Annotated in this window: 11 protein-coding genes and 1 pseudogene; 3 read left to right on the top strand and 9 right to left on the bottom strand. The window is 67.9% G+C overall.

What is annotated here, in order from left to right; all coding sequences use genetic code 11:
- Positions 1–240: 240 nt before the first annotated feature.
- The 6 genes from ACWGKJ_RS17890 to ACWGKJ_RS17865 all read right to left on the bottom strand — a co-directional run bounded on the left by ACWGKJ_RS17890 (position 241) and on the right by ACWGKJ_RS17865 (position 9005).
- Positions 241–2421, bottom strand: a complete 2181-nt coding sequence (locus ACWGKJ_RS17890) for a protein kinase family protein (protein WP_385020035.1) — start codon at positions 2419–2421, stop codon at positions 241–243.
- A gap of 2 nt (positions 2422–2423) precedes the next feature.
- Positions 2424–3251: a hypothetical protein gene (locus ACWGKJ_RS17885; RefSeq protein WP_385020032.1), complete on the bottom strand. Its 828-nt coding sequence runs from the start codon at positions 3249–3251 to the stop codon at positions 2424–2426.
- 17 nt (positions 3252–3268) lie between these two features.
- Positions 3269–4105 carry a vWA domain-containing protein gene (locus ACWGKJ_RS17880; RefSeq protein ID WP_366473384.1) on the bottom strand — a complete coding sequence of 279 codons (837 nt, stop codon included), beginning with the start codon at positions 4103–4105 and terminating at the stop codon, positions 3269–3271.
- A gap of 202 nt (positions 4106–4307) precedes the next feature.
- A complete protein-coding gene (locus ACWGKJ_RS17875) occupies positions 4308–7997 on the bottom strand; it encodes a caspase, EACC1-associated type (RefSeq protein ID WP_385020028.1) in 3690 nt (1229 codons plus the stop codon).
- Positions 7994–8392: an effector-associated constant component EACC1 gene (locus ACWGKJ_RS17870; protein ID WP_385020025.1), complete on the bottom strand. Its 399-nt coding sequence runs from the start codon at positions 8390–8392 to the stop codon at positions 7994–7996. Before ACWGKJ_RS17870 ends, ACWGKJ_RS17875 begins: the two co-directional genes overlap by 4 nt.
- A gap of 64 nt (positions 8393–8456) precedes the next feature.
- Positions 8457–9005, bottom strand: a complete 549-nt coding sequence (locus tag ACWGKJ_RS17865) for a restriction endonuclease (protein WP_385020022.1) — start codon at positions 9003–9005, stop codon at positions 8457–8459.
- Positions 9006–9772: 767 nt separating this feature from the next.
- On the opposite strand from ACWGKJ_RS17865, the gene pglW reads away from it, so the two are divergent.
- Both pglW and pglX read left to right on the top strand, forming a co-directional pair.
- The gene (gene pglW, locus ACWGKJ_RS17860; RefSeq protein ID WP_385020019.1) at positions 9773–14452 is read left to right on the top strand and encodes a BREX system serine/threonine kinase PglW; all 4680 of its coding nucleotides are present in this window, start codon (positions 9773–9775) and stop codon (positions 14450–14452) included.
- 91 nt (positions 14453–14543) lie between these two features.
- Positions 14544–18239, top strand: a complete 3696-nt coding sequence (gene pglX, locus ACWGKJ_RS17855) for a BREX-2 system adenine-specific DNA-methyltransferase PglX (RefSeq protein WP_385020016.1) — start codon at positions 14544–14546, stop codon at positions 18237–18239.
- A 46-nt stretch (positions 18240–18285) separates the two neighbouring features.
- On the opposite strand, the gene ACWGKJ_RS17850 is transcribed toward pglX, so the two are convergent.
- Both ACWGKJ_RS17850 and ACWGKJ_RS17845 read right to left on the bottom strand, forming a co-directional pair.
- Entirely contained in the window at positions 18286–18468 is a 183-nt protein-coding gene (locus ACWGKJ_RS17850; protein ID WP_018895950.1) for a DUF397 domain-containing protein, read from the bottom strand.
- Positions 18465–19318: pseudogene (locus ACWGKJ_RS17845) on the bottom strand (helix-turn-helix domain-containing protein). Before ACWGKJ_RS17845 ends, ACWGKJ_RS17850 begins: the two are co-directional and overlap by 4 nt.
- 170 nt (positions 19319–19488) lie before the next feature.
- Here ACWGKJ_RS17845 and ACWGKJ_RS17840 point away from each other — a divergent pair.
- Positions 19489–19968: an ATP-binding protein gene (locus tag ACWGKJ_RS17840; protein ID WP_385030692.1), complete on the top strand. Its 480-nt coding sequence runs from the start codon at positions 19489–19491 to the stop codon at positions 19966–19968.
- A 41-nt stretch (positions 19969–20009) separates the two neighbouring features.
- On the opposite strand, the gene ACWGKJ_RS17835 is transcribed toward ACWGKJ_RS17840, so the two are convergent.
- Positions 20010–20186 carry a hypothetical protein gene (locus ACWGKJ_RS17835; protein WP_385030695.1) on the bottom strand — a complete coding sequence of 59 codons (177 nt, stop codon included), beginning with the start codon at positions 20184–20186 and terminating at the stop codon, positions 20010–20012.
- Between the last annotated feature and the right edge of the window lie 467 nt (positions 20187–20653).

Raw genomic sequence — 20653 nt, 5'->3', positions numbered from 1 at the left:
GGACTCCCTTGCGGGCCGGCCCTGAAGGGCAGTTACGCGTCCGGGTCCACGACATCGTCCAGCTCCCGAGCCAGGAACTCGGCTTCGCCACCACCCACCCGGCCGACCTAGCGGACATCACTGTCCGCTCCTCCACGGTCTGAACCACCGCGATCCCTCATCCGGAGCGATGCGCGCCCTCGACGGTATGGAGCACGAGGTCGACCGGGGATGCGGCATCGTGCCTTTCAGAGGCGCGGTTCAGCGACCGGTGTAGAGGAATCGCAGGTATTGCACGAGGGACAGCCTGCGCCGGTGTGCCTCAGCAGTCTCAGCAGCAGAGCTCAGCGCCGCATGGCGCGCCCTGTTCTGCTGGAGCGAAACCGCTCGCCGACTGAACTCCTGCCGCTGCCTGCGGGATCGCTCGCCAGCCAGAGTGTTCTCCCGGGTGAGCCGCGCCTGGCCCTCCTCCAACTCCTTCTGTGCCTTTGTCCGTGAGGCTTCGGCTGCCGCGTCCACGGAGCGGAGCTCAGCGGTCAGGCGGGTGCGCCGGACTTCGATGCCCTGGTCGATCGAGCGTCGTTCCTGTGCGGTGAGCATGGTGGGCTGACCGGCTTCGGCGTCGGCGACCAGTTGCCTGCGCCAGGCCTCGAGCGCGATGGCCTTGGCCTCACCGATGCCCTGGACGTCGACACGGCGGCCGTTGCTGAGCACCAGTTCGGCACCGACGCTGTTGTAGTGCGTATTGCGCACGGGTTGGTATCCGGTGAAGTCGGCTGCGGTACGGACTCCCGCTGCCGCGAGACGCGCGGCCAGTGTCGGTCCGATGCCGTGCGGCGGGTTCCGGGAGATCAGTTGTCGTCCGAGACGGTCACGTACGTAGGCGGACTGCCGGGCGGTAAGCTCCGTTTGCAATGCTTTCCCGCGCTCCGTCGAAAGCCCGGCGATCTTCTTGTCCAGCTCCTGCCGCTTACGAATCCTGCGCTTCTCGATCTGCTGGAGCTCGCCGTGGTAGCTCGCAGTGAGCTTGGTTTGTTCTCGTGGGTGGTCTGCGGCGCGCTTCGTCTCTGCGGCGTCGAACTTCGCCCGGTCCTTGCGTAGTTTCTTCTCAGCCTTCACCGGATCGTCGAGCTGATCCAGTTCCGCTGTGAGCCCGGAGAGAACGGCCCGTATCTGAGCCAACTCCGTGCGGCGAGTCCGCCCGAACGCCGAGAACGCGGTGGCGACGAGCGCCGGGACTACCGGACCGAACAGGGCTGTCGAGAGCCCCATGACAAGGGCCAGCACGGTCACTGCCAGCATCACGGGCCAGACGACGGCTACAGCGACATCCAGTGGCGTCCTGAACTGGAATCTGTCCGGTGAGGCCACAGAGGGCGCGGGCTGCGTCGGCGACGCCTCAGAGGCGACGTGTCCCGCCATCCAGCTGGGCAGACCGCCGGTGCCCGGGGCGGCGGCCCCGCTGTGAGCAGCGGTGTCCGTGATCACCGTTGCGGCTTGGCGCTGCCTGGGCACGGCCAGGGTGAGCGGCGGCAGCATGTCCAGGGGTTGGCAGGCCAGGGTCCGCACCTGGTCGGCGAGTCCGCTCACCATACGGTCGGGATGAGTGAGCAGTGTCTGCAGTCGTGCGGACCCGGCCGGGCTCGTGAAGTCGTCTTCGGTGAGCAGGAGGAACTCGCCGCTGGGTTCGTGCAATCGGGACCACAGGGCCGGTTCGGAGGCGATCGCCTTCAACGAGAGGAAGATGACCCAGGTGGAAAACCGGTCAAGATCCAGTCCGAAGTCGTCGTTCCCCCGCAGGGGCGACTGATAGTTCCGGTGCCCTCGCTCGGTCCCGCCCAGGCCGGCCAGTGCCGGGACGTACATGCCGTCGTAGTCGACCAGCCGCAAGGTGTCGTCGCTCGCCACGAGCAGGTTGCCGTGCTGCAGATCGCCATGGGCGATCTGGTGGTTCGCCAGGTCCCGGGTCAGTTCCTCGAACCGGTCAGCCAAACGATCGACGGCGATCGGGTCCGCATGGTTGTCGTCGAGCCAGGAGGACAGGGTGACGGCCTCGGCCCACTCCATCTTGAGGACCGGGTAGCGTTCCCGCCCCACGCTGATGGCGTCGGGAAGGTACTCGAAGCCGAGGTTCCACGGCTGGGAGAGCTCCGCCGGATCGAGCAGGGCGAGTCGGGAGCTGATGGCCTCGTACCGACGTTCCTGGTCCGGGACGTGACGGGTGAAGCATTTGACCGCGTACCGACGGCCCGATGAGGGCGAGGTCAGGGAAAAGACACTGGCGAAGGCGCCGGAGATGGGGCGCGGCAGACCGAGTCCGGTCAGCTCGGGCCGGGCTCCCCTGAGTTCCGGATGATGGAAGCACAGCTGGGTGTGCTGCAGGGCTTCCGCGTACTCGGCGCCGCTGGGGAACCGGCGCTGCGAACCGGTGGCCGGGCCCATGTTCACCGTCCCTCGAAATCGATCCGTACGAACGCCACGTCGTCGTTGCGCAACTGCCGGCTGTCCCGTAGCCCATTCAGCCAGTTGTTGAAATCGTCCAGGTCGTCGGGCCCGGCGTACTCGAGGAGCTGGCCGACGGCGTCGGCCTGGTCCGGAGCCGACATGAGCCAAGCGGCCAGGGCATCCGTCATCAGGAGCAGGCGGTCTCCCGGGCGACAGTTCCCTCCGGTGAATCTCGTGCGGTCGGCGAGGAGCGCGGCATCACGGTTGCGGCTGCCGAAGAGATCGGGAGTGGTGCCGAACTCCTCGACGGCCGACACCGGGAACGCCTGTATCAACTGGTCGTCTCGCAGGTGGAACAGGCAGCTGTCCCCCAAGGCAGCCGCACGCCACCGCCAGGACGGTGCTGCTTCGCCGTCGTGGGCACCGCTCTCCGGGTCGACGCGCACCGTGAGCAGCGTCGCGTAGGCACCCTCCGCGAGCTTGGTGTGCTCGTACCACTTCAGTGGACGCCCTTCTGCCTGGCGAGCCAGTGTGTAGTCGGCCAGCCAGGGATCCCACCGGGCCACCACGGACGCTGCGAACTGCTCGAAGGCGGTTCCGCCCGCCAGCGCGTCCGGCAGCGCCATGGCGTGTTCGGCCGCGGCGCGGGACAGCAGCTTGGCCCAGTCCTTGGCCAGTGCGCTTTCCGTGGCTCCGTCGCAGACGCCGGCCGCGAATGGCTCCCGCAGCATGTGATCGTGCGGATGCCCGGGAAGCACGGCGACGGCGTCTTCGCATTCCGCTGCCGTGCTTCCTTTCTTGGGCGCCACCAGGTGCGTGATGTACACGCAGGAAGTGGAGGTCGTCACCGCAGTTCGGTTGCCCGGGTACCGATGTCGAGGAACTGAACGACCGTGGTGATGTCGGCGTTGTAGACGAAACCGCGAGTGGTCTCGCTGACCCGCTGCCCCTGCGAGGCCGCGTACGAGCGCATGTGACTCGGCAGCGGGCTGGACATGCCGAACAGGGTCCGGGCGTAGCTGTCCGGAAGGGTGTCCGCCGAGTCGGGGAACGCGGTTGGTGTGCCGCCGGCCGCGGACACATGCAGGTTGAACAGCAGTGCCGCTCCGTCCGCTGTGGCGTGGGAGGTGACGGCCTCGGCCGCGGCGGTGGGGTCGCCGTCGGTCGACTCGCCGTCCGTCAGGTTGATGACGATGGGCGGGAATCCGGCCGGGTACCGCTCGGTCCAGCCGGCGACGAGTCCCTCCGCGTACTGCAACGCACGGTTCATCGGGGTCCCGCCGTGAGCGACCGGATCCATCCACAGAGGGAAGTTGACGGCAGTCTCCACCAGTCCGCCGGCCCCGTCGGGAACCTTCTTGCTCCGCTCGTCGATGCGGGCCGGGTTGTCCGCCACCTCGCTCAGGGGGACAAGGTCCCGTCCTTCGAGCGGCCCCGCGAGCGCCGAGCCCACGGTGGCTCCGTAGCCGATGACCGCGACGTGGAAGTAGTCGCGTACGCCTTCTTCTTTCGCGCACTTGACGGAGAGTTCGGTGAGCAGTCGGTTGATGGCGTCGGCGACGACATCGGCCTTCTGCTGCGGTACTTCACCACCGATGGGATCGCTCATGGAGGTCGACTGGTCAACGAGGAAGATGATGCTCGTCGGGTTGGAGCGGCTGATCTCTGCCGTGTACGGCACGGTGAACTCCTGGCGGATTACGAAGAAACCGGTCGTCGGAGAAGCTCGTACGCATGCCGACGCAGCGGTTTCCGGCGTGCGGGCCGGGACACCGAGATCCCCCGGTCCGATGATAGGGCCTGGCTTCGGCTGTCGCAGTCGTATCGCGCTTCTCGCTCGTCCCTGTGCGTTCTTCAGCGCTGCCCGCCCCTCCCTGCACATTTCAGTTGTCGAGTCGGCCCACCACCCGTTCCGTCCGCCCGTCCCATACCTGCCAGGCAGGGATCCGCACGCCGTTGGGCAGCAGGCTCGTTCGGCCGAGCGCGAGTCTCAGGTGACGTGCGGCCTCTGCGCCGGTGGACGTACCAGGGTCGAGTCGAATCCGAACACTCTTCGAGCTGCGGCGGACGTCGAAGTCGTAGGGATAGCCGTCCACCGTGGCATTCCGGTCGATCAGGGCTCCAGGAATCTCGTCCGTCAGCAGGAACTGCAGCCGGTCGCCTACGTCTTCGGCGGAATGTTCCGGGTGAACCCAGAGCGAAGGGAGGCCGTCCTTGGCCTCTGCCGCGTCGAGGAGTGCGTGCGGCATGCCGGGCCGGACCGACCAGAACTCGCGGTCTCCGAACACGATGAGATGCGAACGGGCCCGTGTGATGGCCACGTTCCAGAGGTTGACTTCGCGAGAGAGCCAGTTGACCGCGCTCGGACGCATCCGGTCGGACGCGACAAGGGACAGCAGGATCACATCCTGCTGTCCTCCCTGGAAAGTATGTACTGTTCCGACCCTGACCCGTGGTTCGTCCTGCCAGCAGCCGGCGATCAGGTCCTTCTGAGCCCGGAAGGGAGTGACGACGCCTACGGTCGAACCGTGCGGAAGTCGCTTGAGCAGGCGCTCCACCGAGAGATGAACACGGTCTGCCTCATCCTGGTTCAGCCACGACCCGTTGTGACCCCTGCGCGCCGCCCCCTTCACGTCGAGCCACTGCACGGCGTCGACTCCATCGATGCGCCGCAGCGATCGGGGATCGGTGAGGACGGTCAGCCGGCCGCCGTAGCAGTGCCGGTTCGCGATGCCGACGATGTCCGGGTGGCAACGGAAGTGCTCGTCGAGCAGCAGCGTCTCCCCTGCCGCATGGGCAGCCGCATGGAAGGAGGAGTAGCGGCGGTGCTCGAGCCGGTGCTCGTCGAGCCAGCTCGCTCGCAGTCCTGCTCCCCGGTGCGCCTCCGCCTCCTGGCGCGGCTGCAGTGTGGTGATGTGCTGCAGCTGCATGGGGTCGCCGATCACCAGGGCACGCCGGGCACGGAAGAGCAGCGGCAGCACATCCGGTGCGGAGCACTGACTGGCTTCGTCCACGATGACCAGGTCGAAGAGGGCGGCCCGGTCCCGGAACCGCCGGGCGGATCGCGCGGTGACTGCCCAGCCCGAGACCTGCGGCAGGATGCGGTCCAGGGTCGACCACTGCCTCGGTGATCGTGCCCGCACCGCCTCGATGCGCTCGTGGATGGCAGCGCGGGCGGTCATCGCCTGCTCCGCCACCGACGACCGCAGCAGTGCTGTCGCGGCCTCACGGACTCGCCGGTCGGCATCCTGAAGCGTGGCGTGAAGCTGTGCGTCGTCGGGCGCCGCTTCGGCTGCGGTACGCATCTGCCGCCAGTCGGCTTCCGCCTCGGCGAACATCAGCAGCTCGGCGAAGTTCTGACGGCCCGCGACCTGGACCGGCACAGAGCCGAGCCTGCGCACGCACCGGCCGCGCAGCCATCCCCCGATGATTCCGAGACGGGCGGCCGTACGGGCCCGACGCAGCCACCGTCCCAGGGAGATATCGTCACCCAGTGCGGCGGCAAGTGCCAAAAGGTCCTGGTGGTGCTTCTCCGCGTAAGCGGAACGCAGTCGGCCGAGATCGGCGAGGTCCCGCTCCCGGCGGGCGATCTCAGCGAGCCGGTGCCGCAGCGACTCCTGTGTCCGGAGATGGTTCCGCAGTTCGCCCCGGTACGTCTGGGAGGACTGCCGGGGCCGGACGCTGCGGGTCAGCTCCTCCAGGGTGCGCACCTCCTTGTCGATGACCGACTGCGCGCCTGTCCGCACGAGAAGTCCCGGGGCGAGTTCCTCGCATCGCTGCCAGACCTCGTCCACTGCCTTGTTGTTGGTGGAGGCCACGAGCACGGTCTGTCCGGCCGCCCTGGCGGTGGCGACCGTGTTGACGATGAGCTGGCTCTTGCCTGTGCCGGGTGGTCCGGTGGCGACCGTGAGCCTGCGGACCATGGCGGCCCGGATGACGGCTTCCTGTCCTTCGTTGAGTTCCAGTGGCGCGACGATCTGGACGTCCTGTTCGGCGCTCGGCTCCCTTTCGGCCTGTGCGGTGAACGCTCCGAGTGCCGTGTCCGGGAACTGCCCGATACTCCGCTGCAGCGTCTTGTAGTCCTTCATCAGCTGCGCTGTAGCCGCGCTGTCCGACCGGGCCGCGTAGACGACCGCCACGTTGCGGGCACCTTCGTGTGCCGCACGCAGCGAGCTGCCGTCGCCGAGGGCTCCGGGATCGAGGTGTTCGGTGTCGGACAGCCCGAGTTCCTGCAACAGGCTGCGCAGGTCGCGGATCATGTCCTCACGGAAACCCGGCCGCCAGTTGGGCTGGTAGGCGGCGAGCAGTTCCCCGCCTTCGTCCTTGCCCAGCCGGTTCAGGACGAGTTCGGGGTGGAGGACGATCGGTCCGGAAGGCGTGACGACGCTGCGCCCCTGTGGTCCGTGTTCGACTTCGATCCGGCGCATGGCGAGGGGTGCGCACACCTGTCGCGTGCCGTCGTACAGCACGGCGACGGGGTACCCGTACCAGAGATCGGAGCCGTCTTTCTGCGCCAGCTCTGCGAGGTCCACGACGCGTTGTGGCGCCTGCACACTGGATTCTGAGCCGGAGAGAAGGACTTCCTCCCCGGCCGGCCAGACCATTCGCGGCGGGTCGCTGCCCGCCAGCGGCAGCAGTTCGCCGGTGCGGTCCTCCACCTCCAGGCATTGCTGGTAATAGGCCAGCAGCCGGGCCCATTCGGCCTCGGTGAAGGCGGTGTCGTCGTGTGCGGCCTCGACGGGCTCGACCGGTGCCGGCGACTTGTCCCCCGCGGTGTCGGTCACCGCGGTGAGCCCGGCGGGCAGTGGCTTGAGTGCGGGGATCTGGCGGCCGGTGGCGGCACGGGCGAGGTAGATGTCGCCGGTCACGGACAGGGTGGACTGGGTCGGCGTCTGCCTACGGCCGTCCGGTGCCTTCTGCAGGTCCCGGCTGATGTGACGGAACAGGTCGTTCGCGGAGATCTGCCCGTCGCCGTCCAGGTCCGCTCGTCCCGAATGCAGGCCTTCGACGATCGCCCGGGTGAACTGCGAAGGCTGGTCGGCATCCGTGGTGAACGCCTTCTCCCAGTGCTGGGAGGCGGTGATGACGTGTACTCCTCCGGCCTCGACCACCGGCAGGGCGGTCGTCGCGGGTGCCCCCTTGCTGCGGAAGCCCTGCACCGCGCTGCCGCTGAAACAGCAGTCGAGCAGCAGCACCTTGCGGCGGGCCGCGCACTTCTCCAACTGGTCGATGACAAAAGCTGCTTCGAGGGCTGTCTGCCGCATGCGCCCGGCCTCGGTGTCCGTGGTGACGAAGTACAGCTGACCGTCCTCGCGGTCGTACGTCCCGTGGCCGCTGAGGTAGACCACCACCAGTTCATCGGGTTCCCGCACGCTCAGGAACTCCTCGATGGCCTGCTTGACCGCCGCTTTCGGCGAGTCCTCGACCCGGGAGCACTTTTCGTACCCTCCGACGGCCGGCATCTCCAGCACCTGGCCCAGGAAATAGATGTCCGCGCGCACCGAAGGCAGCGCGGGGTAGCTCACGTCCTGGTGGGTGGCGGTGCCCACGAGCAGGGCATGCTTTCGGCTCACCGCCCGGCTCCGGGACCGGCGCCCGAACTGCCGTTGCCACCAACGTCCCGCAGCTTCCTGATCTCACGCCCGGAGACGCCGCCCTGGAACTCCGTGACCGTGCCGTCCGGATGCAGGACGCGCACCATGCGGCTCTTACGGACGGCGACCCACGCCTTGATGGCGGTCCCGGCCAGCGTGAAGGATCCTCCCGTGAGAACGAGCACGACCTCCGGGGTCAGCAGCCCAGGACCCTTCGAACCCTCTCCGTCGTGTGCTGCCTCCGCTGGGGCGAAGCGCACCTCGGTGTCGTCCAACCGGCGCAGAACGTCGCGGAGTTCTCGCGCCTCCAGCTCCGCGTGACGCGGGTCCGCCCCGGACACCTGAATCCGTACGGACTCGATCTGGCCGGTCATACTCCCCCTTGGTTCCTCAACCCGCCCTCACACAGGGCGGGTTGTAGTGTCTTCTGACGCAATGTCACTCTATCGACTTTCTTGCACGCCAAGATGCGGAGCCCGGTTTCCCGCTCCGTGTCCGCTCGTCGGGAATCCGGAGAATCCGGTACAACGGCTCCCCCAGGTCGGCCCACCGCTCCAGCGCGTCCCGGTCGACCAGATGGATCCCGTAACGCGGGCCACTGGTTCTCGCGGCTGTCGTGAATCCTCCCGTGGTGACGATCACAGCGAATTCGGCATTGTGGTCGTGCCGGTAGGTTCCGTTGACCCGCTGTACGTCCTGGTCTCCGACCCTTCGATCCGGTCGCAGCCGCTTGCACTGCACGACCACCCGTCGTCGAGACCTGTCGACGACCATGACGTCTGCTCCCTTGTCCCCGGCTCGGCCGACGTGCTGCGCGGCCAGTCCGTCCCTACGCAGCAGGGAGCAGACGACCAGTTCGAACTCCGTGGGATCCAGGGAATCGAGATGTGCCAGCGAATAGCGCACGGGCCCTGCGTCGAGCGCCGAGCGGCCGGCCCGCGCCATCAAGGCCGATCGCCCCGGCTTCAGCGCCAGTCCGACAGCCACGGATGCCAACCCGAATCCGGTCCGGACCGGCCACTGCTGGGCCGCCTGCGACAGCCCGATGAGCACTGCCGTGCCCCCGAGCCCCCATGCCCACCAGGGAATCGCGGCCCACCCTCCTTGGCTACGGCTGCGCCGCATCAGCCGGCTGCCCCAAAGAGTGCCCACACTCCGAAAGCCAGACCGAACAGCGCGAGTCCGGCCAGGTCGGTGACCGTGACAAGGGTGAAGCCGTGATCCCTGCAACGGGCGAAGAGTCCTTTGCGCCTGCGGCGGCACGGCCTGTGGTAATGCGTCGGTCCACCGCAACGGGACACCAGCACACATCCACCTATGCCTAGTAAACCCACGACAAGCAGCACAGAATCCCCCCTGATCCCCAGCTCAACCTCTCATATGTATCGAAGAGTCGTGGGTTTCGACCAGTACGTCTTTGGACAAACCACAGAGCCCTCGTTCAGGTCACTGGCCCATGTCCCTCACCCACGCTGTCCCGCGCAACCTCCGCAATGCTCACCGCACACCCCGCCGGCTTCGGCGGGACGCCTGTCCCGCCGCTCGCCTCGGCTCCCGGCCGGCCCGACAGTCGGGCCGGCACCCCCTCCAGTCCTCTGGCCTGCCGTTGTATCGCCGCTGTCACTTCTGGACCACCTGATGTCAGTGTCACCGTCTAGGATTTCTTCCAGAGAATTCAGCCGGGCTGTCTGGGTCGCACCAGCAGGAATGCGACCGGCACACACGCGCATGAGCTGACACGGGGCAGGAGCCACATGGAGGATGGCCGGTGGACGACGGTCACCGAGTCCGAGTTCGAGCACGAGCGCCGCGGTCTTGAGGCGATCCGCAGGCTCCTGCCGAACGAGGAGCCTTGGCGTGCCTGGTCGAACTTCACCTTCACGGCGAACAGCGGGCACGTCCGCGAGATCGATCTCATGGTCACCGCGCCAGCCGGTGTGTTCCTGGTCGAGCTCAAGGACTGGCACGGGTCGGTGAGCGGCGGCGGGAACAGCTGGGTGCAGACGACACCCGGCGGTACCCAGCGTCGGCACGGCAATCCGCTGCACCTGACCAATCAGAAGGCCAAGGAGCTGGCGGGCCTGATCGGGAACGTCGTGGGGCGTGGCCCCGGGCGCCCGAGGATCTGGGTGGGTGAGGCGGTCTGCTTCACCGACGACAAGTTTCGGGTGAACCTGGCGGGCGCCGACCTGAATGGCGTCTTCAAGATCAGGCAACTGGTCGAGATGCTCGCCGTTCCCCCGGAGGATGCCCGGGGGCAGGTGACCGCCGGGGTCTCCCGCCAGGTCGGCGCGGCCCTCAAGCAGCTAGGTATCGCGTCCGTCCGCCGTCAGCACGAGGTCGGGTCGTATCTCCTGGAGACGAAGTCGTTCGACTCCGGTCCGACCTGGGCCGACTACCTGGGGAGTCACACCCAGTTGCACGATCTGGCGCGGGTGCGGGTCTTCCTCAGCGAGCGGGGTGCTTCGGACACCGAGCGCGCCTCAGTGGAGAAGGCCGCCGCTCGTGAGGCCACGGTGCTCAGCCGGTTCCGGCACCCGGGCGTCGTCCAGCTGAAGAGCTACCTGCCGTCGGGACATCCCGCAGGCCCGACGATCCTCTTCGACTACCACCCGGAGACCCTCAGGCTCGACGACTACCTGGTGGAGCACGGAGAGCGCCTCGGCCTGCCCGGCCGTCTCGCACTGGTCCGCCAGCTCGCCGAGACGCTCCGCTCCGCGCACTCCAACCGGCTCCATCACCGCACGCTGTCGGCGCACGCGGTGCACGTGATCCCGCGCAACCGCGGTCCGCGCGGGCGCGAACTGGGCGAGGAGCAGCGCTGGCTGAGCCCCCGGCTGCAGATCGCGGACTGGCAGATCGCCTCCGGGCACAGCGCCAGCCAGGGCAAGCCGCTGACGCTGGCCACCTCGCATGTGTCCGGTCTGCACGTCTCCCAGCAGGCCGACCCGTATCTGGCCCCCGAGCTGCGGATCCCCAGGGCGGACCCGGTCCGGCTCGATGTGTACGGGCTCGGCGTTCTCACGTATCTCCTGGTCACCGGGCAGGCGCCGGGTGCGACCCAGAGCGAGGTCCTGTCCCGCCTGGAGGCGGGTGAGACGCTCGCCCCGAGCGCGCTGGTGGACGGCCTCAACCCCGACATCGACGATCTGGTGGAGGCATCCACCGCGTACGAGCCGAACCGTCGCCTCTCCACGATCGACGACTTCCTGGAGATGCTGGAATTCGTCGAGGAGGCGTTCACACAGCAGGCTGTGTCTCTCGACGACGCCGCGAGTGGGGAGCCGGCTGCCGATGCTCCTCCGGCCCCACAGGCCGGCGGAGAGCGGACCGAGCCGGAGAAGGACCCACTGGAAGCCATGGCCGGTGACGTGTTCGCCGGACGCTGGGAGATCGTGCGCCGTCTCGGTACCGGCTCGACGTCGCGCGCGTTCCTGGTCCGTGACCTGGCCGGTGAGCCCCGGCGCAGCGGCAGCCTGCCGGTCGCGGTGCTCAAGGTCGCGCTCAGCGAGGCCAAGCACGTGGTGCTCGACCGCGAGGCCGATGTCCTGGGCCGGATCCACCGGGATTCCAGCATCATCGCGCTGTACGAGCGGGAGCCGCTGACCCTCGCGGGCCGCAGGGTGCTCGCCCTGGAGTACGTGGGTGACAACCGCGCACTGGACACGGAGAGCACGGGCAAGGCCGCACGCAGACGCGAGGACACCGTCGCCCGTCAGCTGCGGGACTACGGCCGCCTCCGCATGGACCAGCTGGAGACGTACGGAAAATACCTGTTCGGCGCGGTGGAGCACTTGGAGGCGGAGGGAATCTGGCACAGGGACCTGAAGCCGGACAACATCGCGATCCGGATCCGTCCCAATGGCACCCGTCAGCTTGTGATGATCGACTTCTCGCTCGCCGGTTATCCCGCGAAGGAGATCGAGGCGGGCACCGAGGGCTATCTCGACCCGTTCGTCGGGATCATCACGCGCGGTTCGTACGACGGCCACGCCGAGCGGTACGCGCTGGCTGTCACTCTGCACGAGATGGCTTCCCGCGAGCTGCCCCGCTGGGGAGACGGCTCGGTCACGCCCCGGCAGACCGGTCCGAAGGAGTGGCCGTACCCACAGCTGGCCTCCGACGCCTTCGACGATCCGGTGCGGGACGGCCTGGTGGCCTTCTTCCGCAAGGCTCTGGCCCGGGACGTGAAGAACCGCTTCCCCGATCTGAAGCCGATGGAGCGCGCCTGGAATGCGATCTTCCTTGACGCCCAGCGGACGACAGCGCCGAGCTCCGGGCACGGCAGCAAGGTGGTGGCGGTAGAAAGCGCTGCGCCGCAGATCGGCCAGGGCGACGACGACACCTCGGCCGAGGAGATCCGTGACGAACAGGCGGAGCGGGCGGACCGTTCCACGCCGCTGTCGGTGGCGGGCCTGACCCTCGCGGCACAGTCCCAGCTGTTCGACCTGGGCCTGAACACCGTGGGGGACGTCCTCGACTACTCGGTGCGGAAGTTCCTGACCGCCCCGGGCATGGGCGCACGGACCCGCACGGAGATCCAGAACCGGCAGAAGCAGTGGAACCTGCGACTCGGCAAGACACCGGCGCCGATGAGCAAGGAGGCGCTCAAGGCCGCCCGCGAGGAGGTCACCGAGCTGGAGCAGGCGGTCGCCGAAGCGGTCGCGGTGGTCGGCGGCGACACCGGCCCGGAGGTGCTGCGCGGGCTGAGTCTGGACGCCCTTGCGTCTCGCTTGGTGCCGCGTCCGTCGGGCGGCAACGCCCGTTCCAACGTCAAGGAGCGCGAGGCCGTACGGTTGCTGCTCCGGCTTCCCGATGAGAACGGTGACCTGCCCGAGGGGCTGCCCTGGGTCCGGCAGACGGACGTCGCCAAAGCCCTTGGCCTCACGGTGGGCCGCATCCCGCAGATCGTGAAGAAATCGCGCGAGCGCTGGTACAACGATCCCGCGCTGAAGCTGCTGAGCGACGAACTGATCGACCTGGTCGCCGAGCGCGGCCGGGTCGTGCCGGTGCTCGAACTCGCCGATGCGCTGCTCGCCCAGCGGGGCAGCAAGGTGGCGAAGCGACGCGACCGGCGTGCGCTGGCGCTGTCGCTGCTGCGTGCGGTGGTGGAGCGGGAGCAGTTCCGGGAGCAGTACGAGGAGACGCCTCCGCGGTTCCGCTACTTCCACGCCCGGCTGCCCAAGGGCGCCGACCCGGTGCTCGGACTGATCGTCATCGATGTCCGCGACGGAGAGGACAGTGACGACGGGGCGGACACCCCGACCCTGCCGGCCCTCCAGGAGTACGCGCTGAAGCTGGGCACGCAGGCGGACGAGCTGGCGGGCCTGGAGTCCCTGCCGACGGCGAGCACGGTCCTCACCAAGCTGGCCGCGGTCCGGCAGCCGCCGGGGGCACTCGGCTGGGACGAGCGGCGGACGGCCGAGATCGCGGTCGCGGCTTCCCCCGGGGCCGCGCTCACGCCCCGCCTGGAGATCTATCCACGCGACCTGGACCTCGTCCGTGCACTGCGGATCACCCAGGCCGGCGTGGTCGCCGTGCAGCCGGGTGTCGAGGAGGAGCGCCAGCCGGGGCTCACCGTCGACGCTCTGCACAAGCGGGTCGCGACCCGCTTCCCCGACTTGGGCGAGGATCCCCTCGTCCCGCGCGAACTGCCGGTCGGCAGCGCGCTGGTGCGGTTGCTGAAGGAGGCCGGTTTCGAGCTGAAGCTGGCGACCCGCTACGACAAGACCCTGCGCCTCGTCCCGGACCGGCCCGCCGGGGAGTTCACCAGCGGTCTGACGTCCGCGAGTTGGGGTGTCGCGGCCTCGGCCGGGCGGCGGTCCGCGCCGACGCAGTACGACGCGGATGCGGCGGTCGCCGCGGCGGTGAAGGCCGAGCAGCGGCTCGTGCACTCGGCGGGGCAGGACGGGTTCCGGGTCCTGACCGTGCCGCACCGGGGTGCGGAGGCGACGGTACGGCGGCTGGCCGGCGAGCCGTACGGGGTGGGCGTCGTATCGCTGACCGGGCTGTTCCTTGCCGAGCTGCGTGGCGTGATCGCCGAGGCGGCCAAGCCGACCTGGGAGACCATCCTCAAGGCGGACGCCGCCGAAACGGGCACGCGGCCCCATCAGCAGTTGCGGGTCCGTACGGACAAGGCGTGGGGGCGGGTCGAGCCACTGCTTCGCGAGCGTCTGGCGCAGGGCAGCGGTCCGCTGCTCCTCACCGACACGGCGGCACTCGCCCGGTACGACGCGTTCGACCTCCTGGGCCGCCTCGCCGAGGAGTCGCGGCAGGGCGGCAGCCCGCTGTGGCTGCTCGTCGCCCAGTCCGACCCGGCGCGTGCGCCGAGGCTGGCCGGGCAGAGCGTTCCGTACCAGGCCGGGTTCGACGAGTGGATCGTCGTGCCGGACGCGTGGGTCGCGCGGAAGCATCTGGCACCGGACGCTGTCTGACGCCGGACGCACGGACGCGGTTCGTCGCTTCTCTCTCCTCTTCTTTCCTCCTTCTCGTCTCGCCTTTCAGCCACAATTTCGGGAGCAGTCCGTGATCGACCGCAAGAGCCTCCTCAACGACCTGCAGAAGCAGGTCAAGGCGGCAGAGACCGACCTGGACGCGCAGGTCAAGGCCGTTCCCGAGGTAGGAGCACGGCTGCGCGGCGAGTACGACCAGGCGAAGAAGCTGGGGCGTACGGCGGCGACCTGGAACTCCTGGCTCGGAGAGCGGGTCACGCAGGTCGCGGTGGCGTGGGTGCTCGGCACGGTCTTCGTCCGGTTCAGCGAGGACAACCGGCTGATCGCGCAGCCGTACATCACGGCGCCGGACGTGGCGGGGCGCGAGGTCGCCCAGGCCCGGTACGAGGAGTACATGGCGAAGGACGCCGACCCGACGTATCGCGGGTGGCTGGAGACGGCGTTCGCGGAGCTGGGGGCGGGGCAGGCGGGGCGGCTGCTGTTCGACCGGGACCACAATCCGCTGTACCAGATTCCGCTGTCTCACGACGGGGCGGGAGCGCTGCTGGCGTTCTGGCGGGAGCAGAAGTCGGTGGAGGCGGGGACAGAGCCGGAGGACGGCTCAGGCAGCACGTCGGTGCTGGTGCACGACTTCACGGACCCGCTGATCGAGGACGGGACGGAGGGCTGGGACACCCGGTTCCTGGGCGACCTGTACCAGGACCTGAGCGAGGCGGCGCGGAAGACGTACGCGCTGCTCCAGACCCCGGAATTCGTCGAGGAGTTCATCCTCGACCGGACGATGACGCCTGCGGTACGGGAGTTCGGCTTCGAAGAGCTGAAGATGATCGACCCGACCTGCGGGTCGGGGCACTTTGTGCTGGGCGCGTTCCGGAGGCTCGTGCGGCTGTGGGCCGAGGAGCGGCCGGAGGTCGGGGCGTACGAGCGAGTGCGGGCGGCGCTGGAGTCGGTGCACGGGGTGGACCTGAACCCGTTCGCGGTGGCGGTGGCGCGATTCCGGCTGCTCGTTGCGGCGATGGCGGCGAGCGGGTTGCGGACGTTCGGGGCGGCGCGGGAGTACGAGTGGCCGATCCAGCTGGCGGTGGGCGACTCGCTGATCAAGGACCGGCAGTTGGAGCTTCAGCTGGGCCTTGGGGAGGAGGGTGCGGCTGGTGACCCGCTGGCCGAGTTCTCGTACGCGACGGAGGACGTGCACGAGTACCCGGGGATTCTGCAGCAGGGGCGGTATCACGTGGTGGTGGGGAATCCGCCGTACATCACGGTCAAGGACAAACAGCTGAACCAGCTGTATAGGGAGCTGTACGACGCGTGTGCGGGAACGTACGCGCTGTCGGTGCCGTTCGCTCAGAGATTCTTCGAGCTCGCCAAGCGGGGCGGGGGCGATGAGGCCGGGTACGGCATGGTCGGCCAGATCACGGCGAACTCCTTCATGAAGCGGGAGTTCGGTACGAAGCTCATCGAGGAGTTCTTCGCGCACAAGGTCGAACTGACGGAGGTCATCGACACGTCGGGGGCGTACATTCCGGGGCACGGGACGCCGACGGTCATCCTGGTAGGTCGCTCCAGGGAGGGCTCGAAGCGTCAGCCCTCGATCCGGACCGTGCGGAGCGTACAGGGAGAGCCATCAGCACCGGACAGCCCGGAAGAGGGGCTCGTGTGGCGGGCAATCGAGGAGCAGATCGATCGGCCGGGAAGTGTCGGGCAGTGGGTTTCGGCGGACGACCTGGAGAGAGGTCAGTATTTCGCGAAGCAGCCGTGGATCCTGGCTGACGGCGGCCTGGAACTCAACGAAACCATCGCGGCTTCGGCACGTGATCGCTTGCGGAGCACTCTGTCTCGCCCGATCGGATTCGCTAGCTTCCCCGGTCAGGATGACGCGTTCATCAGCACAACCGACGCTCTGCAACGTAAGGGCATTTCCGATTCCGTAGCACGTGAACTGGTCATCGGTGAAGTAATCAGAGACTGGGCCGAAAACTGCGTCGAGTCCGCCATCACTCCCTACACCGCAGATTTGAAGCCAGCCACTTGGGATGAGCATAGCCCCTGGGGCCGTGCTCTGTGGCCGCTCCGCACACAGCTGAAGTCGACCAAAGACTTCGACGGAAAGTCACATGCCGACACAGGGAAAGCGTGGTGGGCTTGGTATCGATGGGTCCCTGAGCGCTATGCGACGCCCTTGTCACTCACATTCGCATTCGTGGCGACACACAACCATTTCGTGCTGGATCGAGGCGGGAAGGTATTCAAGCAGTCCGCGCCGGTGATCAAGCTGCGGGAAGGGGCGACGGAGGAAGAACATGTACGACTGCTCGGACTCCTCAATAGTTCCACGGCTGGTTTCTGGCTACGTCAGGTAAGTCACGACAAGGGCCGTCCAGGCGCAGATACCGCTGGCGCGGATGAACCGTGGGAGCACCGGTTCGAGTTCACAGGGACGAAGCTCGAAGAGTTCCCCCTTCCTTCGGAGTACCCGACAGCCCTCGCTAGAGAGCTGGACAACCTGGCCCGACAGCTCACCGCTACGTCTGCCTCCGCACTCGTTTCTGAGGCCGTCCCTACCGCCTCGTCTCTCCGCGAGGCCGAGGCTCAGTTCCGTTCCATTCGCGGACGCATGATCACGCTCCAGGAAGAACTCGACTGGCAGGTGTATCGCCTGTACGGACTCCTGGACGAAGACCTGACAGCCGATCCATCAACGCTTCCCGAAACGGCGCCTGCGGAGCGAGCCTTTGCCATCGCGCTCGCTCGCAAGTTGAAGCGTGGCGAGGTCAACACTTCGTGGTTCCGTCACCACAATCACCAGTACACTCCAGTCACCGAGATTCCCGTCCACTGGCCCGCCGACTACCGAACACTCGTCAAGAAGCGCATTGAAGCCATTGAGTCCAATCGTGCCATCGGCATGGTTGAGCGCCAAGAGTACAAGCGGCGCTGGGCAAGCGAGGGCTGGGACTCGATGCGTCAGAAGGCACTACGTGCCTGGCTACTCGAACGGGTCGAGAACCGCTCGAATTGGTTTGACGAGCAGGACAACCCGACTATCTCTACCCTCGCGCGGCTCGCCGAGAGCCTGTCGACCGACGAAAACTTCACCGCCGTGGCCGAGCTGTATGCGCCACGACAAGATCTCACTAAGACAGTGCGTGAGCTGCTAACCGAGGAACATGTGCCATTCGTCGCCGCTCTGCGTTACAAGCCCGCTGGGCTGAAAAAGCGCTTGGACTGGGAGCACGTGTGGGAGTTGCAGCGTGAGGAGGACGCCGCACCAGACGAGCAGGCAAAAAGGAAAGTCCGCGAGCGCACTCCCGTGCCTCCGAAATACACCTCCGCTCCCCCCGACTTCCTGAGGCCGAGCTACTGGAAAGCCCGGGGCAAGCTCGACGTGCCCAAGGAGCGGTTCGTCTCGTACGGCACGGTGAACGCGCAGTCGCCCGAGCTGTACGGGTGGGCCGGCTGGGACCACCTGGAGCAGGCGCTCGCCCTCGCCTCGTATATCCAGACCGCCGGTCTCGGCAGCGAGGAGATCGTGCCGTTCCTGGCCGGGCTGCTTGAGCTCCAGCCCTGGCTGGACCAGTGGTACGGCGAGTACGACGCCGAGTTCGGCGCGTCCCCCGCCGCCGAAATTCTCGCCTTCCGGCAGCAGAAGCAGGGCGAACTCGGCCTGACCGACGACACGTTGCATGCCTGGCGCCCCGCCCCCGCCACCCGCGCGAAGAAGGCCGCCGCCCCGAAGAAGAAGGCGGCGGCCTCCGCAGAGTCCGACTGAGCAGCGCGTCTGTGAGGCGGCTGATCCGCCGCCTCACAGACGGCAGTCAGGAACCCGACACGTGCGCGGTGAAAGCCGCCCAGGCACCGGGGGCCACGGCGAACGAGTCGCGGCCGAGATCCTTGGAGTCCCGCACATGGACCGCTTCGGCGTCCAGCGCAACCTCGATGCAGTTGTCGCCACCGCTGCCGCTGTAGCTGCTCTTGACCCAGTCAAGTTCGGTGCTCATAGCGCTCCTTGAATCTGCTTCAGCAGGCCGACTGTGGCCTCGTGGCTCAGCGCCTGTGAACGCATCTTGCCATAGCGCTGAAGCATGGCACTGACCACTTTCGGGTCGGCCATGAGAGTGCTGCCGTCGTGACCTTCGACGTACCCGAACCAGCTGTTGGACGAGGTCTCGGCGAGGTACATCTGGCCGTCGATGCCCGAGTGGTCATGCTGTTTGAGTGCCATGACGAGGATTTCCACGTTGCGTCGACGGCCTTGCGTCAGCAGGTTGTCAATGAGGGCAGAAGTCACCTGAGGCCCTCCCAACTGGCGCTCCAAGACAGCTTGCTCGACAAGGAACGAGAACGAGGTGTTGGGCCGCGCGGCCAAGAGCTCCTGTCGTTCAAGGCGTGCAGCAACCTGCTGCTCGAACTGCTGCTCCGACAAGGGCGGCAGCCGTCGATCGAAGACTGCCCGGATGTATCCCTCGGTCTGCAACAACCCCGGAATCCCCCGGCACTCATACGCGTACAGCGTGATCGCCTCTTCCTCGATCCCCGCCCACTGCAGGAACCAGGACGCCAGCCCGGCCTTCCTGCGCAGGCTCTTCGCCGCTGCCGCGAGGACCTTCCCCGCGACCGGCCCAGCGCCTCCTCCGCCCTCCCGGGCAGCGCCTCCGGAGGGAACCGCTTACCCTGCTCGATCTTCGCGACGTATGCCGCCGAATACCGCACCCGGGCCGCGAACTCCTCCTGCGTGAACCCTCCTGCCTCCCGCAGCGCCTTCAAAACGGCCCCGAACGTCTTGAGACTGTCCGACAGTTCGGGTTCACCACACGCCGCCGTACCGCTGCCGTCCTGGTCCGCCGTCATCGCCGCCCCGCTTTCCGTGCCCTGCGCCTTGCGCCCCGTACGTCGCGTCGGCCAATCTGCCCAGGGTCACGGATAGTAACCAACCCAGTCCAGAGCGTGAACAAGTACAGATGGATCTGTATGGGTGCCGTTCCTGTCGGCACGACGGGCGCCGCCGGAAGGCTGGGCCCATGACGACATCGCAGGTTGAACCACCCCTGGCCGTCCAAGAGTCCACGCACGCCTTCCCCGCCACCCGCCTCGGTGCGAGCCTCGCCCGCCGGGCCGCCGTGGCCCGGCTCGTTGACTGGGGAGTTCCGCCCGGCAGCGCGCTCTGCGACACCGTCGCGCTCCTCGTCGCCGAGCTCGCGGCCAACGTCGCCCGCCACGGCCGCGTACCGGGACCGAACTTCGAGCTACGCCTCCTCCACCAGCACGCGCACCCGACCGCGGTCGTACGCGTGGAGGTCTCCGACACCCACCCGCGACGCCCCGACCCCACCACGGTCACCATGGCCGACGCGGACGCCGACGGCGGCCGAGGGCTCGCCCTGGTAGCGACGGTCGCCGACGCCTGGGGCGTCGATGACCGCACCGGCCCCGGCAAGACCGTATGGGCACAGACCGGGCTGATCGGCCATCCAGACCCCAGCGGGCCGGACCACCCCTGACGCCGGCATCGCTCACCGACACCCGGCGGGAACCGGACTGCTCAGAGCAGCACGCACTTGCCCTCAAGGACGCCCGCCGGCTCCGGCGCCGGCAGAATCCGCACACCCGTGGCGCCCTGATCCAGAGCGTCCCCGTAGGCACGGAGGTGCCGTGGGCCGGAGGCGACCACGACCGCCTCCGGATGGCGCACCGCGACGACGACCGCAAGCGCGTCCACCGCGTCGGGGCGCTTCTCGTCCGGCAGGCCGCCAAGCGCGAGCAGCTACCCGGCCCGCGTGGCGTCACCGGTCGCATCTCCGCCCTGGCACACGCCGCACGATGGTGTTCGGCACTCCGGGTGCCGAACATCACGCACTGCGGAATCAGCCTGGTCAGCGGCGTCCACCTCCCGGACCGCCACGCCTGCGCGAGGACGAGGAGCGGGATCACCGGCGGGCGGCCCGGGCCGAGCAGCGCACGGTGCAGGAGGCGGGCCGGGCAGTCCTGCTGGTCGAAGGCGCTGAGCATTCCCGCGCCGTAGACGGACACAGGAAGATTCACTCGGCGTGATCCTCCGGCGCGGCGAATGCCTGGGTGATGCCGGCCCGCGTAACCCACCGTGTTATGCGGCTGTCGGGAATCGCATGGGCCGCTGTCAGTACCACCCTCTACGATTAATCGGGCAGCTCAGTTCCTGATCGAGCT

Source organism: Streptomyces sp. NPDC054757, from assembly GCF_053612185.1.
Note: the sequence above shows the minus strand (reverse complement) of the source record. Positions and strands in the feature narration are given on the sequence as shown.

What these genes read in the sequence shown, in the direction of transcription:
- ACWGKJ_RS17890 (WP_385020035.1), bottom strand. Translation starts at nt 2,421, where the DNA reads ATGGGCCCGGCCACCGGTTCGCAGCGCCGGTTCCCCAGCGGCGCCGAG.
- ACWGKJ_RS17870 (WP_385020025.1), bottom strand. Translation starts at nt 8,392, where the DNA reads ATGACCGGCCAGATCGAGTCCGTACGGATTCAGGTGTCCGGGGCGGAC.
- pglW (WP_385020019.1), top strand. Translation starts at nt 9,773, where the DNA reads ATGGAGGATGGCCGGTGGACGACGGTCACCGAGTCCGAGTTCGAGCAC.
- ACWGKJ_RS17850 (WP_018895950.1), bottom strand. Translation starts at nt 18,468, where the DNA reads ATGAGCACCGAACTTGACTGGGTCAAGAGCAGCTACAGCGGCAGCGGT.
- ACWGKJ_RS17840 (WP_385030692.1), top strand. Translation starts at nt 19,489, where the DNA reads ATGACGACATCGCAGGTTGAACCACCCCTGGCCGTCCAAGAGTCCACG.